Raw genomic sequence first — 17152 nt, forward strand, 5'->3', positions numbered from 1 at the left:
CGGCCTTTGCATTCCAAAATATACCCGGAGAGGGACTGGATATGAATATTTCCAGATTTTTTGTCGACCGGCCGGTATTCGCCGGCGTCTTGTCGATCCTGATTGTGGTGGCAGGCCTTCTTGGCATGCGCGCCCTGCCGATTTCGGAATATCCCGAAGTCGTTCCGCCATCCGTCGTCGTGCGCGCCACCTATCCCGGTGCGAACCCGACCGTTATCGCCGAAACCGTTGCAACGCCGCTCGAAGAACAGATCAACGGCGTCGAGGACATGCTCTACATGGGCAGCCAGGCGACATCCGACGGCGTGCTGACGCTGACCGTCACCTTCAAGCTCGGCACCGATCCGGACAAGGCCCAGCAGCTGGTGCAGAACCGTGTGTCCCAGGCGGAACCACGCCTGCCGGCGGAAGTGCGCGCGCTCGGCATCACCACGGTCAAGAGCTCGCCCGACTTCATCATGGTCGTCAACCTCGTCTCGAAGACAGATGCCTATGACATCACCTATCTGCGCAACTATGCGACGCTGAACGTCAAGGATCGTCTCGCCCGCATCGAAGGTGTCGGCCAGGTTCAGGTCTTCGGCGCAGGTGACTACTCCATGCGCGTCTGGCTCGATCCGCAGAAGGTGGCCGAGCATGATCTCGCCGCCGCCGACGTCTCCGACGCCATCCGCCAGCAGAACGTGCAGGCCGCAGCCGGCGTCATCGGCGCTTCACCAAGCCCTAACGGTGTCGACCTGCAGCTCAACGTCAATGCCCAGGGCCGTCTGACGACGCCGGAGGAATTCGGCAACATCATCGTCAAGAGCGGTGCGAACGGCGAAATCACCCGCCTGCGCGATGTCGCCCGCATCGAACTCGGTGCAGCAGACTACACGCTGCGTTCGCTGCTTGATGGCGAGCCGGCCGTGGCTGTTGCGGTCCTTCAGGCCCCCGGCTCCAACGCCATCGAAATCGCCGATAATGTCCGCGCCACCATGGACAATCTGCAATTGGCGATGCCCGATGGCGTGAAATACGAGATCGTCTACGATACGACGAAATTCGTGCGCTCCTCCATCGAGAAGGTTGTCGATACACTCCTCGAGGCCGTTGGCCTCGTGGTGCTTGTGGTCATTCTCTTCCTTCAGACATGGCGCGCCTCGATCATTCCGCTGATCGCCGTTCCGGTCTCGATCATCGGCACCTTCGCCGTCATGTATGCCTTCGGCTTCTCCATCAACGCGTTGACCCTGTTCGGTCTCGTGCTCGCCATCGGCATCGTGGTGGATGACGCGATCGTTGTCGTCGAAAACGTCGAGCGAAACATCGAAAACGGGCTCTCACCGCGTGACGCCACCTATAAGGCGATGCGCGAAGTCTCCGGCCCGATCATCGCGATTGCGCTGGTTCTGGTTGCCGTCTTCGTGCCGCTCGCCTTCATCTCCGGCCTGTCCGGCCAGTTCTACCGGCAGTTCGCGCTGACGATTGCGATCTCCACCGTCATTTCGGCCATCAACTCGCTGACGCTGTCGCCCGCTCTTGCAGCCCTGCTGCTGAAGGAGCACGGCGCACCGAAAGACTGGTTGACCCGCTTCATGGACAAGATCTTCGGCTGGTTCTTCCGTGGCTTCAACCGTGCCTTCGGCGCGGCCTCGAACGGCTACGGCAAGACTGTGGGCGGACTGGTGACGCGCAAGAGCCTCGTCATGATCGTCTACATGGCGCTGGTGGCTGCCACCTACGGCATGTTCACGACTGTCCCAAGCGGCTTCGTCCCCGCGCAGGACAAGCAGTATCTGATCGGTTTCGCCCAGCTTCCCGATGGCGCAACGCTCGACCGCACCGAAAACGTCATCAAGCGGATGAGCGCGATCGCCATGGAAACGCCCGGCGTCAGCCACGCCATCGCTTTCCCGGGCCTGTCGATCAACGGCTTTACCATCGGCTCCAATTCCGGCATCGTCTTTGCGGTTCTCGATGACTTCGAAAAGCGCAAGACACCGGAACTCTCCGGCGGCGCCATCGCCATGCAGCTGAACCAGAAGTTCGCCGGCATTCAGGACGCCTTCATCGCCATGTTCCCGCCGCCGCCGGTCAACGGTCTCGGCCAGACAGGCGGCTTCAAGCTGCAGATCGAAGACCGCGCCGGTTACGGCTACCAAACGCTGGACGAAGCGGCGAAAGCCGTGATCGGCAAGGCCTATCAGACACCGGAGCTGGCAGGCATCTTTTCCAGCTACCAGATCAACGTGCCGCAGCTCTTTGCCGATCTCGACCGCGCCAAGGCGGAACAGCTGGGCGTCTCCGTCAGCGACGTTTTCCAGACTCTGCAGATTTATCTCGGCTCGCTCTACGTCAATGACTTCAATGCCTTTGGTCGCACATACAGCGTCCGTGTGCAGGCGGATTCGCAATTCCGCGCCCATGCGGAAGATATCGGCCGCCTGAAGGTTCGCTCCGCAACGGGTCAGATGATACCGCTGTCGACGCTGCTGAAGGTGGATGCAACGACGGGACCGGAGCGCACCAACCGTTATAACGGCTTCCTCGCAGCCGATATCAACGGTGGACCGGCACCGGGCTTCTCTTCGGGTCAGGCGCAGGCCGCGATCGAAAAGATCCTTGCCGAAACCCTGCCCGCCGGCATCGATTACGAATGGACCGATCTGACCTACCAGCAGATTCTCGCCGGCAATTCCAGCATCGTGGTCTTCCCGCTAGCACTGCTGCTCGTCTATCTCGTGCTTGCCGCGCAATATGAAAGCCTGACCCTGCCGATTGCGATCATCCTGATCGTACCGCTGGGCGTGCTTGCAGCTCTCACGGGCGTCTGGCTGACAGGAGGGGACAACAACATCTTTACGCAGATCGGCCTTGTCGTCCTTGTGGGTCTCTCGGCGAAAAACGCCATCCTGATCGTGGAATTCGCCCGGGAACTGGAATTCGAGGGACGAACGCCGGTTCAGGCCGCCATCGAGGCAAGCCGTCTTCGCCTTCGCCCGATCCTGATGACCTCACTCGCCTTCATCATGGGCGTGGTGCCGCTGGTCGTCTCGACAGGTGCCGGCGCGGAAATGCGCGCCGCCATGGGTGTCGCGGTGTTCTCCGGCATGATCGGCGTGACGTTCTTCGGCATCTTCATGACACCGGTTTTCTATGTGCTGGTGCGCAGGCTGGCGGGCAACCGCCCGCTCATCCAGCACAAGCAGGAAGAACCGGCCAATTCGGACTACAAGCTCGAAAAGGCCGGCTGAAACCTAACCTCCCATCCACCGCCACCTTCGAAGCAAGCCCGCCGCGCATCATCAGATGCGCGGCGTTTTTATGGCTGGAAATGTCTATGCGGCTCTACTGAAATAGAATCAGTTTCAAATGCTTAAGCGGGAAAATCGCCTATATTGTTCCGCATTGAACCTGTCAAAAATCAATATATCCGCACCAACTCGACGGAGCGGCAAGAAACGATGCTATTTTATGCTTTGTATTTTGTGGTAAATTCTCAAGAACAGGGTGATTCGGACTAAATGATTTAGTTCAGGGGCTGCATGATGGAGCAGGAATACGAAAACTGGGCAACGACCGTTGCCTATTCGATAGTGATGCATGAAGGTCTGGATCTGGCGCTTTCCGCGCAGAACCTGGACAGAAGCAAGACCAGAAACAACCGTGAGCGGCTGATGGAAGCCATTCGCACATCGTTGCTGGAAGCCCGTTCGCGCAGCCATCTGACGGCAGCGTAACGACTTCCCACTTGCCTGGGTCCGCTCTCCTGCTTGCGGCATCTCATCCGCAGCGGGATCAGGCCGGAAGCAGGTCGGTCCGCACCGCGGCCTTCAACGGCAGGTGATCCGAGGCGATGCGCGCCAGCGCGCTGTCATGCGCCTCCACCTGCTCGATCAGCCCTTCACGATTGGCGATGATCCTGTCGAGCGCCAGCACCGGCAGGTTGGAGGGAAAACTCGGCACCGCCGGCGGCAAAGCGCCAAAAGCATCCCGGAACGTATTGAGCGACGACCCGTTACCGAGACGCCATTCGTTCAGGTCTCCCATCAGGATGGTCGCGCATTCGTTGCGTGCTTCCAGAAGGCCGATCAATGCTTTCGCCTGCTGGGCGCGGGAATGTCTGAGAAGCCCGAAATGGGCGGCGATGACCCGCAGCGTGCCGCCGCGTTTCAGATCCAGCTCCACGACGAGCGCGCCGCGCGGCTCCAGCCCCGGCAATTTCAGCGTATGCACATCCCTGACCGCCCCTTCCTTGAACAGCACGACATTGCCGTGCCAGCCATGCGCCTTCACGCCGGCCTGCACGGGCACGGGGATAAGGCCGCTTTCCCGCTCCAGCCGCGCGAGATCGAGCAGGCCGGTACGCTCTCCGAAACGGCTGTCCGCTTCCTGAAGGGCGATGATGTCAGCGCCGATTTCCTGAATGACGCGGCTGGTGCGATCGGGATCGAACTTGCGGTCACGGCCGACGCATTTATGCACATTGTAGGAGGCGATGACGGGGAAGGAATGATCTTTCGTCGCTGGCGCGGCATTCTGGCGCTGGCGACGGTCGCGCAACGACTGCATGACGAAGGCGGACAGGCTGGTGTTTTTCGTCAAAGCCGTTTTTTCATCATCCAGCAAACCGTTCTTTTTCACGCGTCGATGCCTCCGGTCTCGCGCAGCGCCCTGTCGGACGCACCGCACTCTAAAGATAAGGCGAAGCGAGCCACAGGACACGCTCCACAAAACGGACAACGAATGGCCGCGCATTCAGTTCGCTGAGCCGGACGGGCAAGGCGGTTGCCCGTGCATCCCGGATGCGCTCGCCGATTGTCGCGGCGAATTCCTCATCCATAACTTCGAGATCGATCTCAAAGTTCAATCGCAGCGAACGCGGATCGAGATTGGAAGAGCCAATGTAGCTCCAGCGCTCGTCGATCACCAGAAGCTTGGAATGATTGAAAGCCCCCGTCGCCCGCCAGATGCGGCAGTAATTCTTCAGCATCTGGTCGAACTGCGCCGTCATCGCCCTGTCCACAAGCACCAGATTGTTGCTTTTAGGCACGATGATATCCACCACGACTCCCCGCCTTGCTGCGGTTATGAGCGCCGAAATAAGCTCCCGATCGGGGAGAAAATAGGGCGACATGATGAGAATGGAGGAACGCGCGACGGAAAACGCGCCCATCAGCATCTTGTGACTGGTCTCGATGCTCTTGTCCGGCCCGGAGGAGCAGACGCGGGCAACGATCTGCGAGCCCGGCACGCCATCGGGAATGGCGATATCCCAGACCGGCGCATCCAGAAGCTCCCTTGTCGTGAAGCGCCAATCCTCCGCCGCGATGGAGAAAAAATCCGATACAACCGGCCCGGTGATCTTGAAATGCGTGTCGTGCGACTGGCTTTCGCCGCCGAATTCCTGGGTGAAACCCTCGCGGATATTCATGCCGCCGCTGAACGCAATGCGCCCGTCCACCACGAGGATCTTGCGGTGGGTGCGCAGATTGGCATAGGGCAGCCGCAGCCCCATGATGACATTGCCGTTGAAGACATCGCAGACGATGCCCTTTTCCCTGAGCGTCGGCAGGATGCTCGGCACCGAATAACGCGCACCCACCGCATCCACCAGCACCCGCACCTCCACGCCGCGAAACTTCGCCCTTTCGAGCGCCGCGACAAAGCGGGCACCGATCCTGTCATTGTCGAAAATATATGTTTCGAGAATGATCGACCGCTTCGCCTCGTCGATGGCCTCCAGCATGGCGGCATAGGCGGCATCCCCCGTCACCAGCGGCTCTATGCCGTTGCCTGTCGTCAGCGCATGGCGCGTCACCCGGTCGCCCAGCGTCTTCATCGCCTCGAACCGGCGTCCGAAACGCATGGCTATCGTCTCGCCGCTGGCATCCAGACGCGCCACACGATCCATGATCTCGTCCTGCATGAAGGACCGCTGCTGCGTGATGTTGGACCGGCGAATGCGGTTGATGCCGGCAATGGCATAGATGAGCGCGCCGACGATGGGCGACAGCACGATGACGCCGACCCAGCCGAGCGCGGAACGAACCTCCTCCTTCGTCATCGTGGCATGCACGGCGGCCACGGTTCCCATCAAAATCGAGAGAACGGCAAGGATATGCGGCCAATAGGCAATGACGAGATCGAGCATGGTACAACTATAGAGTACTTCGGCAATCTCGCAATGACAGGCAGGTAGCGCTGGCAGAGACAACGAACCTGACCGCGCCATGCTTTTGCGGGACAGACCCTTGCGGGATTAACGGTGGAAACCGGCCTTGCGATATGTCATGAGAGCGCATCTTGATCTTTGGGCAGTGGCAAGGCGGGGTGCACTTGCGGGCTTTCTGCCTCTTTTGAAAGCAAGAAGGCCGTGATGCAGGAAAATACACAGGGCGCCGTCATCGTCATTTCCAGCCATGTCATGCGTGGCTCCGTCGGCAATCGCGCCGCAGTCTTTGCGCTGGAGACACTCGGTTATCCCGTCTGGGCGGTGCCCACCATCGTCATGCCCTGGCATCCCGGCCATGGCCCGTCCACCCGGATGCGCTTTCAGGACGACGATTTCGACAAGGCCATGACCGACCTCGAAAACGCCAAATGGATCGGCGAGGTCAAGGCTGTCCTGACCGGTTATTTCGGTAGCGCCGCGCAGGTGCGCTCTGTCGCACGGCTGATCCGCAATCTGAAGGAAAAGAACCCGGCGCTGATCTACGCCTGCGACCCCGTCATGGGCGATCTGGGCGGGCTTTACATTCCGCTCGAGACCGCAGAAGCCATCCGCGATCACCTCATCCCGCTTGCCACCGTCGCCACGCCGAACCGTTATGAACTCGCCTGGATGAGCGGAGCCGAGCTCGAGACCAACAATGCCATCATGGATGCCGCGCTTGCGCTGGGCCCGCCGAAAATGCTGGTCACCTCGGCCGTGCCGATGATGACAGGCGGCACCGGCAATCTTTATCTCAGCGGCCGCCACGCGCTGCTTGCCGAACATCGCGCCATTGAGAATGCGCCGAACGGCCTCGGCGATCTGATGTCGGCGCTGTTCCTCGCCCGCCTGCTGGAAGGCATGGATGACGAAAAGGCGCTGCAGCTCGCAACCGCCAGCGTGTTCGAAATTCTGGCCCGCACCAAAAAACGCGACATGAACGAACTGACGCTGGAGACGGACTCTTCCAGCCTCTCCACACCCATGGCCATGGTGCAGATGCGTCATCTCTTGCATCCTTCGCGCAGCAAGCGCAAATAGCGGCTAGAGCATTTCCAGGAAAAGTGGCCCTCGGTTTTCCGTCCGGAAATGCGGCAAACAAGGAGTTGGAGCGGTTTCGCGGTTCGAAGAAAAACGAAAATGCTCCAAAGGATTGGTCTTCAACGCACCGAGTTCTTCTCTTAATCTCGGTCCAACCACAACGGTACTGCGATAGATGAAAGATTTTCCGGAAACCCTTCTCAACGGCTACAAGAACTTCATGAGCGGCCGCTATGTCGACGAGCGCGAAAGATACCGCGTTCTGGCCGACACCGGACAGAAGCCGCAGACCCTGTTCATTGCCTGTTGTGACTCCCGCTCCGCGCCGGAAACCATTTTCGACTGCGGACCGGGAGAGCTTTTCGTCGTCCGCAACGTCGCCAACATGGTACCGCCCTTCGAGCCGGACGGGCAGTACCACGCCACCTCGGCGGCCATCGAATACGCCGTTCAGGTTCTGAAGGTGAAGGATATCGTCGTCATGGGCCACGGCCGCTGCGGCGGCATTCAGGCTGCACTCGACCCCAATCTCGAGCCGCTGTCTCCCGGCGATTTCATCGGCAAATGGATGAACATGGTCAAATCCGCGGCCGAGCAGATCCAGAGCAACGACGTGATGACCGCATCGGAGCGCCAGACTGCACTGGAACGGGTTTCCATCCGCACCTCCATCGCCAATCTGCGCGGCTTCCCCTTCGTCAAGGCGCAGGAAACCGCCGGCAAGGTGAAGCTGCACGGCGCATGGTTCGATATTTCGACCGGCGAATTGTGGGTGATGGACGGCAAGACGGGCGATTTTCGTCGTCCGGATCTGTGAATGAAGCGGGCTTGCACTATTGGGCACCTTTTAGGCCCCGCTCCCGTAACTCCCGTCATCCTCGGGCTTGTCCCGAGGATCTAACCACCTCGCACAAAATCGGAACGTTGCAGATCCTCGGGACAAGCCCGAGGATGACGTCGAGAATGCGGATAAGGCCTTATGATCACAAGGCCTTTCAAACCTAAGACCTTATTGGCCGTCAATCGCCTTGCCGATGAAGGCAATGGCCTGCTGGTAGACGCTTGCGGCGTTCCAGCCCTGGATGGCGGCGTAATTCGCCTGTCCCTGCTGATAACCGGCGCCGCGCTGCCAGCCGTGACCGACAAGGAAGTTGGCCGTGGAAGCCAGCGCGTCGGCGCGCGAGCCGACGAGATCGATACGACCGTCGCGGTCGAAATCCACGCCGTAACGCACGACGTTCAGCGGCAGGAACTGCGTCTGGCCGATTTCACCATGGGCCGCACCCTTGGCATTGACGTTCAGCGAACCGCTGCCGACGAGCTTGAGGGCCGCATAAAGCTGCTCGGTGAAATAATCCGAACGACGGCAATCGAAGGAGAGCGTCGCCACGGCGGAAAGCGTGTGCTGGTTACCCATGAAGCCGCCAAAGCCGGTTTCCATGCCCCAGATGGCGAGCAGCGGACCGGCCGGCACGCCATAGGCGCGCTCGATGGAAGCAAAGAGAGAAGCGTTGTTCTTCTTCATGGTCTTGCCGCGCGAGATGATCGTCTGACCGCCACGCTTCTGCATGAACTGTTCGAAGGAGAGTTTGAAGCTGTGCTGGCCGCGGTCTGCGCGGATCGTCGCCTGGTTGTAGGAGACGCCGGAGAAAGCACGGTCGAGCACCGAGGCGCTGACGCCGCGGCCCGCCGCTTCCTGCTTGAAGGCGCCGACCCAGGCATCGAAGCCCGCCGAAGTGTTGCCGCATTGCGCAGCCATAACCGGCGTCGCTGCCAGAACCGAAACCATGGCCACACCAGCCAGAATTACCTTCATTGCCCGCATCAAAATCTGCCTTCGATATCCTTTGGGGAATTTTTCCCGAGAACCAAACCGTCAATACTGTATGATTCAGGTGCCAAAACTGTCTTTTGGCGGCCTAAATTGCCTTTCGGCAGCAAGGCCTGCAAATAAACTGGCCGTGATCGTCGCCAATTATGAAACCCGCCTGCCCCACACAGAACAGACGGGTTATACTTAACGAACCTTAAAAAATGGTATCAGGCAGCCGCCTTGCGGGGCTTGATGAAACCACGATTGATCAAGAGTTCGGCGATCTGGACGGCGTTGAGAGCCGCACCCTTGCGCAGATTGTCGGAAACAACCCACAGGTTGAGGCCGTTTTCGACCGTCGCATCTTCGCGGATGCGCGAGATATAGGTCGCGTCCTCACCGGCGGATTCAACCGGGGTGATGTAGCCGCCGTTTTCGCGCTTGTCGATGACGAGGCAACCCGGCGCTTCGCGCAGGATATCGCGCGCCTGATCGGCGGTGATCTCGTTTTCGAACTCGATATTGACCGATTCCGAATGGCCGATGAAGACCGGAACGCGCACGGCCGTGCAGGTGACCTTGATCTTCGGGTCGAGCATCTTCTTGGTTTCGGCCAGAACCTTCCACTCTTCCTTGGTGTAACCGTCTTCCATGAAGACATCGATATGCGGAATGACGTTGAAGGCGATGCGTTTGGTGAACTTCTTGGCTTCGACCGGATCGGCCACGAAGACGGCGCGGGTCTGCTGGAACAGCTCGTCCATGCCTTCCTTGCCGGCGCCGGAAACCGACTGGTAGGTGGAGACGACGACGCGCTTGATCTTGGCGAAGTCATGTAGCGGCTTCAGCGCGACGACGAGCTGTGCCGTGGAGCAATTGGGGTTGGCGATGATGTTCTTCTTGGTGAAGCCCGCAACCGCATCGGCGTTCACTTCCGGAACGATCAGCGGAACGTCCTGGTCGTAGCGCCATGCGGAAGAGTTGTCGATGACGACGCAGCCCTGCTGGCCGATCTTCGGCGACCACTTCTTGGAAACATCGCCGCCGGCCGACATCAGGCAAATATCCGTGTCGGAAAAATCGTAGTTCTCGAGGTTCGAGACCTTCAGCGTGCGGTCGCCATAGGAGACTTCCGTGCCCTGCGAGCGGGCGGAAGCGAGCGGCACGACTTCATCGGCGGGGAAACCGCGTTCGGCCAGGATATTGAGCATTTCGCGACCGACGTTGCCGGTGGCGCCTGCAATTGCAACTTTGAAACCCATGATCAAGCTCTCTTTCTGTCTCTCCTCTTTTTGGTGAGGTGGGAACCCGCATCAGATCGCGGCTTCCTCGATCCCCAGCCAAACCGGGGAGAGAGCGGTGGCCAGAGACGTTAGACGGTTTTAATCGTCGTTTTGGCCGTAATTCGGGTAGAATGAGAAAGGCGCGGATCATCGCCGGCGGATTGTGCCGGTCCTTCCATGACGAACATGTCTGCAACATGCATGCGCAAGGTGATGCTCCTTCTTCGCGAGAAGCTATTAGAAGGTTTCTTGTTTGTGTCAAGAAAAAAGGCGCGTTTGGAAGCGTCTTGCGCAAGACGTCAAATCGGCCCCGCGACATTTTCGGGACGCCTTGCATTAGACTAAAGTCATAATCCGAAAGCATCGCTCTTATTGCAGTTAATTTTCTGTCACTCTGACACTCCGCGCATTGCACCCTTATGGGGAGTCCGGAGGAGAGAGATGGGCTCCGCAATGCGCCAATTGGGACATCTGTGGAGGACAGACAATGGCAGATATTGCAGCCGTGAGCGGCGCCGCCCGTCCAATGACGGGTGAAGAGAAGAAGGTGATTTTCGCCTCTTCTCTCGGAACAGTCTTCGAATGGTACGATTTTTATCTGTACGGCTCGCTCGCGATCTATATCGGCGCGAACTTCTTCAGCCAATATCCGGAAACGACACGCAACATCTTTGCGCTGCTGGCCTTCGCCGCCGGCTTCCTCGTGCGCCCCTTCGGCGCGCTGGTATTCGGCCGTCTGGGCGACATTGTCGGCCGCAAATATACCTTCCTCATCACCATCCTCATCATGGGCGTTTCGACCTTCCTCGTCGGCGTCCTGCCCGGCGCATCGCAGATCGGCATTGCCGCTCCGATCATCCTGATCGCGCTGCGCATGCTGCAGGGTCTGGCGCTCGGCGGTGAATATGGCGGTGCGGCAACTTACGTCGCCGAACATGCGCCGAACGGCCGCAGGGGCTATTACACCTCGTGGATCCAGACGACGGCGACGCTTGGCCTGTTCCTGTCGCTGGTGGTCATCCTCGGCGTGCAGTTCGCACTCGGCAAGGAAGCCTTCGCCGCCTGGGGCTGGCGCATTCCCTTCCTCGTTTCCGTTCTGCTGCTCGGCGTATCGGTCTGGATTCGTCTGAAAATGAACGAATCTCCGGCCTTCAAGAAGATGAAGGAAGAAGGAAAAACCTCGAAAGCGCCGCTCAGCGAAGCCTTCGGCCAGTGGAAAAACGCCAAGATCGCGCTCATCGCGCTTGTCGGCGCCGTCATCGGCCAGGCCGTTGTCTGGTATACGGGCCAGTTCTACGCGCTGTTCTTCCTGCAGAGCATCCTGAAGGTCGATGGCCAGTCCGCCAACATCATGGTGGCGGCGGCACTCATCCTCGGCACCAGCTTCTTCGTCATCTTCGGCTGGCTTTCCGACAAGATCGGCCGCAAGCCGATCATCATGGCCGGTCTCATCCTTGCCATGCTGACCTACTTCCCGCTGTTCAAGGCACTGACATGGGCTGGCAACCCGGCGCTTGCACAAGCCCAGTCCACCGTTCGCGCCACCGTGACCGCAGCCCCTGGCGACTGCAAGTTCCAGTTCAACCCGACCGGCACGGCGAAGTTCACGACATCCTGCGATATCGCCACCTCGTTCCTGACGCGCAACTCCGTTCCCTATGACGTGGTTGCAGGAGCAGCCGGCCAGCCGGCCAGCATCAAGATCGGCGATGCGACCATCGCCAGCTACGATGCGGCGGCCGCCGGCGCGGATGCGGCAGCCAAGGACAAGGCCTTCCAGAAGCAGGTCAACATGGCGCTTCACGATGGCGGCTACCCGCTGGTGCGCGGCGCGGCACAGGTGCCGGACGCGAAACTGGATGCCTTCATTGCCGCAAACCCGGAGCTTAACCTCAATGCGGAGGCCGTTCGCGCTGCCGACAAGAAGATGGTCGCGACCGACAAGCTGGTGGCGGACAAGCTGCTGACACCGGCAGAAGCCGCAGGTGCGGCGGAAATGGCCGTCTACACCGTAGCCGGTGGCGGCACCTTCTCCATGGTGGCCGATCCGGCCGCCGTGAACTGGGTCGTCATCATCGCGGTCCTGACCGTTCTCGTCATCTACGTGACGATGGTCTACGGCCCGATCGCAGCCCTGCTGGTCGAACTGTTCCCGACCCGCATCCGCTACTCCGGCATGTCGCTGCCATACCACATCGGCAACGGCTGGTTCGGCGGTCTTCTGCCCGCCACCGCCTTTGCGATGAGCGCGGCGAAGGGCGACATCTATTACGGCCTCTGGTACCCGATCATCTTCGCGGGCATCACGCTGGTCGTCGGCCTGCTGTTCCTGCCGGAAACCAAGGATCGCGATATCCACGCCATGGATTGAGCCATACCCTGTTTGACATTTTCGGAACCCGGCGCTGAAGCGCCGGGTTCTTTTATTGCGCGGTACGTCCGCATATCGAACAAGACTGTCGCAGCGGGCTGTCATTCCGTCGCAGGCAAGACAAAATCAATATGGAGACAAAGCCCCCCTGAATAGGTTATGACCCCCCTATATTATCAGGCAGAGGGAGAGCCATTTTGAGAATCGGGACACCTAAGGAATTATATGAGGGCGAGGCGCGCGTCGGCATGACGCCCGACAGCGCCCAGGCATTGCAGAAACTCGGATATGATTGCATTCTTGAAACCGGTGCAGGCAAGGCGGCGGGTTTTTCCGACGACGCCTATCGCGCCGCCGGTGTAACAATCGTCGACAGCGCCGATGCGCTTTACGCCGGTTCCGACATCATCGCCAAGGTTCGTCCGCCGGAAACGTCGGAGATTGATCGCCTGTCTTCGGACAAGACGCTGATCTCGTTCTTCTATCCCGCCCAGAACAAGGACCTTCTGGAGCAGGCGAAGGAAAAGGGCGCAAATGTCATCGCCATGGACATGGTGCCGCGCATTTCCCGCGCCCAGAAAATGGACGCCCTGTCCTCCATGGCCAATATCGCCGGTTATCGCGCGGTCATCGAGGCCGGCAATAATTTCGGCCGCTTCTTCACCGGTCAGGTCACCGCCGCCGGCAAGGTGCCGCCCGCCAAGGTGCTGGTCATCGGCGCAGGCGTCGCCGGTCTTGCCGCCATCGGCACGGCCACATCGCTCGGCGCCATCACTTATGCCTTCGACGTTCGCCCGGAAGTGGCCGAACAGATCGAATCCATGGGCGCGGAATTCGTCTATCTCGATTTCGCCGATCAGCAGCAGGACGGCGCCGCCACCGGCGGTTACGCCGCCCCCTCCTCGCCGGAATTCCGCGAGAAGCAGCTCGAAAAATTCCGCGAACTCGCGCCGCAGATCGATATCGTCATCACCACGGCGCTGATCCCGGGCCGCGACGCCCCGAAGCTGTGGCTTGCCGACATGGTGGCGATGATGAAGCCGGGTTCGGTCATCATCGACCTCGCCGCCGAGCGCGGCGGCAATTGCGATCTGACGGTTCCCGATCAGCGCGTCGTCTCAGAGAATGGCGTCGTCGTCATCGGCTACACGGACTTCCCGAGCCGCATGGCCACACAGGCCTCGACGCTCTATTCCACCAACATCCGCCACATGATGACCGATCTGACGCCCGCAAAGGACGGCAAGCCGGTTCACAACATGGAAGACGACGTCATCCGCGGTGCGACGGTCACCTATCAGGGTGAAATCACTTATCCCCCGCCGCCGCCGAAAATTCAGGCGATTGCCGCGCAGAAGCCGAAGGAAAGAGCAAAAGAACTTACGCCTGAGGAAAAGCACGCCAAGGAACATGCGGACTTCAAGGCGCAGACGAAAAGCCAGGTCGGCCTGCTCGCCGTCGGTACGGCGATCCTGCTTCTGGTGGGCGCTTTCGCGCCGGCAAGCTTCATGAGCCACTTCATCGTTTTCGTGCTGGCCTGCTTCGTCGGTTTCCAGGTCATCTGGAATGTCAGCCACTCGCTGCACACGCCGCTGATGGCGGTGACGAACGCGATTTCCGGCATCGTCATCATCGGCGCATTGCTGCAGATCGGTTCCGGCAACTGGCTGGTGGTGATCCTCGCCTCGCTTTCCGTCCTGATCGCGACGATCAACATCGTCGGCGGTTTCCTCGTGACACGGCGCATGCTCGCCATGTTCCAGAAGTCCTGAGCCGTGTAGGGGACATTCAATGACCATTGGTATCGTTTCCGCGGCCTATGTTGCCGCAGCCGTTCTTTTCATCCTTTCTCTTGGTGGCCTTTCCGGACAGGAAAGCGCCAAACGCGCCGTCTGGTACGGCATTGTCGGCATGGGTCTCGCCATCGTCGCCACCGTCTTCGGCCCTGAGATCAGCAAGGGCGTCGGGCAGTGGCTCGTGGTGCTGCTGATGCTGGCGGGTGGCTCCGTTCTCGGCTATTTCGTCGCAAGCCGCGTGCAGATGACCGAAATGCCGCAGCTTGTTGCAGCCCTTCACTCCTTCGTCGGCCTCGCCGCCGTCTTCATCGGCTTCAACGCCCATATCGAGGAAGCGCATGTCGCCTCGCTCGATGAGACCGCGCGTTCGCTGCTGACGGGCTTTTCCGCCATTCTCGCCCACAAGACGCCGGTTGAACTGGCGATCATGAAGGTCGAGGTCTTCCTTGGCGTCTTCATCGGTGCAGTCACCTTCACCGGCTCCGTCGTCGCCTTCGGCAAGCTCGCCGGCAAGGTGGACGGCAAGGCGAAGAAGCTGCCGGGCGGACATTTGCTCAATGCCGGCGCTGCGATCCTGTCGCTGGTGCTGCTCATCATGTATTGCAACGGCGCCGGCGCTTGGACGCTGGTGCTGATGACGCTGGCCGCCTTCTTCATCGGTTATCACCTGATCATGGGCATCGGCGGCGCCGACATGCCTGTCGTCGTTTCGATGCTGAACAGCTATTCCGGCTGGGCGGCCGCAGCAATCGGCTTCACGCTCGGCAACGATCTGCTGATCGTCACCGGTGCGCTGGTCGGCTCCTCGGGTGCGATCCTCTCCTACATCATGTGCAAGGCGATGAACCGCTCCTTCATCTCGGTCATCCTCGGCGGCTTCGGCGGCACGACGGGTCCGGCGATGGAAATCGAGGGCGAGCAGGTGGCGATCGACGCCGAAGGCGTGGCGGCCGCGCTGAATGACGCCGACAGCGTCATCATCGTTCCCGGCTACGGCATGGCGGTGGCGCAGGCGCAGGCCGCGGTCTCCGAACTGACCCGCAAGCTGCGCGCCGACGGCAAAACCGTACGCTTCGCCATCCACCCGGTGGCAGGCCGCCTTCCCGGCCACATGAACGTGCTGCTGGCCGAGGCCAAGGTGCCCTACGACATTGTGCTGGAAATGGACGAGATCAACGACGACTTCCCCAATACCGACGTCGTCATCGTCATCGGCTCCAACGACATCGTCAATCCGGCCGCTCAGGACGATCCGAACTCGCCGATTGCCGGCATGCCGGTTCTGGAAGTGTGGAAGTCCAAACTGGTCATCGTCTCCAAGCGCGGCCAGGGCACCGGTTACTCCGGTATCGAGAACCCGCTGTTCTACAAGGACAATACCCGCATGTTCTACGGCGACGCCAAGAAGTCGATCAACGATCTTCTACCGCTGATCAAGTAAATGAAAAGGGCGTTTCCGGGAGGCCGGAAACGCCCTTTCTACATTCCGACAGGGAAAACTCCCGCTGGATCAAAGCACCCGGTAACGCCGGTTGAAATACATCAGCGCCTCATCGCCTTCATTGATCTTCATATCCACAACCTCGCAGATCAGAATATCATGCGTGCCGCCGTCATGCGCCTCGCGAATGCGGCAGTCGAAAGAGACAAGCGCGTCCTGCAGAACCGGCGCGCCGGTTTCGAGCACACCCCAGCTCCCGGCGGCGAAACGCTCTTCCGCCGGCGTCTTGCCGCCGAAAAGCGTGCTCAGCACCTCGTGATGGGCAGCGAGCGTGTTGACGCAGACGACGCCATTGGCCTTCACCACCCTGTAGGCGGAAGAATTGCGGTTGAGGCAGATAAGAAGCGTGGGCGGATTGTCGGAAACGCTGCAAACCGCCGTCGCTGCAAAGCCCGCACGGCCTGCCGCCCCGTCCGTGGTGACGATATTGACCGCCGCACCGAGCCGCGCCATGGCGTTTCTATAATCGAGGCTGCGCTGCTGTGCAGTCTTCGTCTCCATTTCCGCTTCCTTTTCAAGAGACATCATCTGCATCTAACCCATCCTTCCTTAACAGGCCATCAAGCCAGCACACAGGCGTCTTCGAAGCCAAGGCGGGGCAACCGTCCGAAAAGCTTCGACGGATCGCCATAGCCGAGATTGATCAGGAAATTGGATTTCCATGTCGTGCCTGCGAAAAACGCCGTATCCACCTTGCCTTTGTCGAAACCGGACATTGCCCCGGTATCCAGGCCCAATGAGCGGGCTGCAAGGATGAGATAACCCGCCTGCAGCGTGGCATTGCGGAAGGCCGTTTCCTCGGCCACGGCCGGGCTGGAGGTGAACCACGAACGGGCATCGGCATGCGGAAACAGCATCGGCAGTTTCTCGTAAAATTCGCGGTCGATGGCGGCGATCACGGTGACGGGTGCTGCCATGGTCTTTTCAAGATTGCCCGACGAAAGCGCCGGCCGCAGTTTTTCTTTCGCTTCCTGGCTGCGTACGAACACGAAACGCCCCGGCGAGCAATTGGCCGAGGTCGGACCCATCTTCGTCAGATCGTAAAGCTCTCTCAGCGTCTCGTCGCCGACCGGCTTGTCAGCCCAGCCATTATGGGTGCGCGCCGCGGTGAAAAGTGCTGCAAGTGCCTTGTCGTCGAGTGCTGTGGTCAT

Annotated in this window: 13 protein-coding genes; 7 read left to right on the plus strand and 6 right to left on the minus strand. The window is 60.1% G+C overall.

Annotation, left to right across the window (positions count from 1 at the left end):
• The first annotated feature begins 41 nt into the window (after positions 1-41).
• Positions 42-3236, plus strand: coding sequence for an efflux RND transporter permease subunit (locus ACQZ5G_RS15495; protein WP_448736437.1), 3195 nt, complete (start codon positions 42-44; stop codon positions 3234-3236).
• Between the two features lie 291 nt (positions 3237-3527).
• Positions 3528-3722, plus strand: coding sequence for a hypothetical protein (locus ACQZ5G_RS15500; RefSeq protein ID WP_003522620.1), 195 nt, complete (start codon positions 3528-3530; stop codon positions 3720-3722).
• A 58-nt stretch (positions 3723-3780) separates the two neighbouring features.
• Here the strand turns inward: ACQZ5G_RS15500 and ACQZ5G_RS15505 are convergent, their stop codons facing one another.
• Together ACQZ5G_RS15505 and ACQZ5G_RS15510 are read right to left on the minus strand one after the other, a co-directional pair.
• Positions 3781-4626, minus strand: a complete 846-nt coding sequence (locus ACQZ5G_RS15505) for an endonuclease/exonuclease/phosphatase family protein (protein WP_080850931.1) — start codon at positions 4624-4626, stop codon at positions 3781-3783.
• 49 nt (positions 4627-4675) lie between these two features.
• A complete protein-coding gene (locus ACQZ5G_RS15510) occupies positions 4676-6136 on the minus strand; it encodes a phospholipase D-like domain-containing protein (protein ID WP_448736436.1) in 1461 nt (486 codons plus the stop codon).
• Between the two features lie 225 nt (positions 6137-6361).
• Between ACQZ5G_RS15510 and pdxY the strand changes: the two genes are divergently transcribed.
• A complete protein-coding gene (gene pdxY, locus ACQZ5G_RS15515) occupies positions 6362-7237 on the plus strand; it encodes a pyridoxal kinase PdxY (protein ID WP_003522623.1) in 876 nt (291 codons plus the stop codon).
• 175 nt (positions 7238-7412) lie between these two features.
• Complete coding sequence (locus tag ACQZ5G_RS15520; RefSeq protein WP_003522624.1) at positions 7413-8054, plus strand: carbonic anhydrase; 642 nt, start codon at positions 7413-7415, stop codon at positions 8052-8054.
• A gap of 192 nt (positions 8055-8246) precedes the next feature.
• Here the strand turns inward: ACQZ5G_RS15520 and ACQZ5G_RS15525 are convergent, their stop codons facing one another.
• Entirely contained in the window at positions 8247-9062 is an 816-nt protein-coding gene (locus tag ACQZ5G_RS15525) for a lytic murein transglycosylase (protein ID WP_003522625.1), read from the minus strand.
• Positions 9063-9277: 215 nt separating this feature from the next.
• Positions 9278-10312 carry an aspartate-semialdehyde dehydrogenase gene (locus ACQZ5G_RS15530; protein ID WP_003522626.1) on the minus strand — a complete coding sequence of 345 codons (1035 nt, stop codon included), beginning with the start codon at positions 10310-10312 and terminating at the stop codon, positions 9278-9280.
• A 508-nt stretch (positions 10313-10820) separates the two neighbouring features.
• Between ACQZ5G_RS15530 and ACQZ5G_RS15535 the strand changes: the two genes are divergently transcribed.
• From ACQZ5G_RS15535 to ACQZ5G_RS15545, 3 genes are all read left to right on the plus strand, one after another.
• Positions 10821-12704 (plus strand): MFS transporter, encoded by a 1884-nt coding sequence (locus tag ACQZ5G_RS15535; protein WP_003522627.1) that lies wholly within the window; start codon positions 10821-10823, stop codon positions 12702-12704.
• A 197-nt stretch (positions 12705-12901) separates the two neighbouring features.
• A complete protein-coding gene (locus ACQZ5G_RS15540) occupies positions 12902-14476 on the plus strand; it encodes a Re/Si-specific NAD(P)(+) transhydrogenase subunit alpha (protein ID WP_448736435.1) in 1575 nt (524 codons plus the stop codon).
• 19 nt (positions 14477-14495) lie between these two features.
• On the plus strand, positions 14496-15941 hold the full coding sequence (locus ACQZ5G_RS15545) for an NAD(P)(+) transhydrogenase (Re/Si-specific) subunit beta (RefSeq protein WP_003522629.1): 1446 nt from the start codon (positions 14496-14498) through the stop codon (positions 15939-15941).
• 69 nt (positions 15942-16010) lie between these two features.
• Here the strand turns inward: ACQZ5G_RS15545 and rutF are convergent, their stop codons facing one another.
• Positions 16011-16535 carry an NADH-dependent FMN reductase RutF gene (gene rutF / locus ACQZ5G_RS15550; protein ID WP_448736434.1) on the minus strand — a complete coding sequence of 175 codons (525 nt, stop codon included), beginning with the start codon at positions 16533-16535 and terminating at the stop codon, positions 16011-16013.
• A 26-nt stretch (positions 16536-16561) separates the two neighbouring features.
• Complete coding sequence (locus ACQZ5G_RS15555) at positions 16562-17152, minus strand: malonic semialdehyde reductase (protein WP_020810327.1); 591 nt, start codon at positions 17150-17152, stop codon at positions 16562-16564.

This window comes from Agrobacterium sp. 22-214-1, from assembly GCF_053522465.1.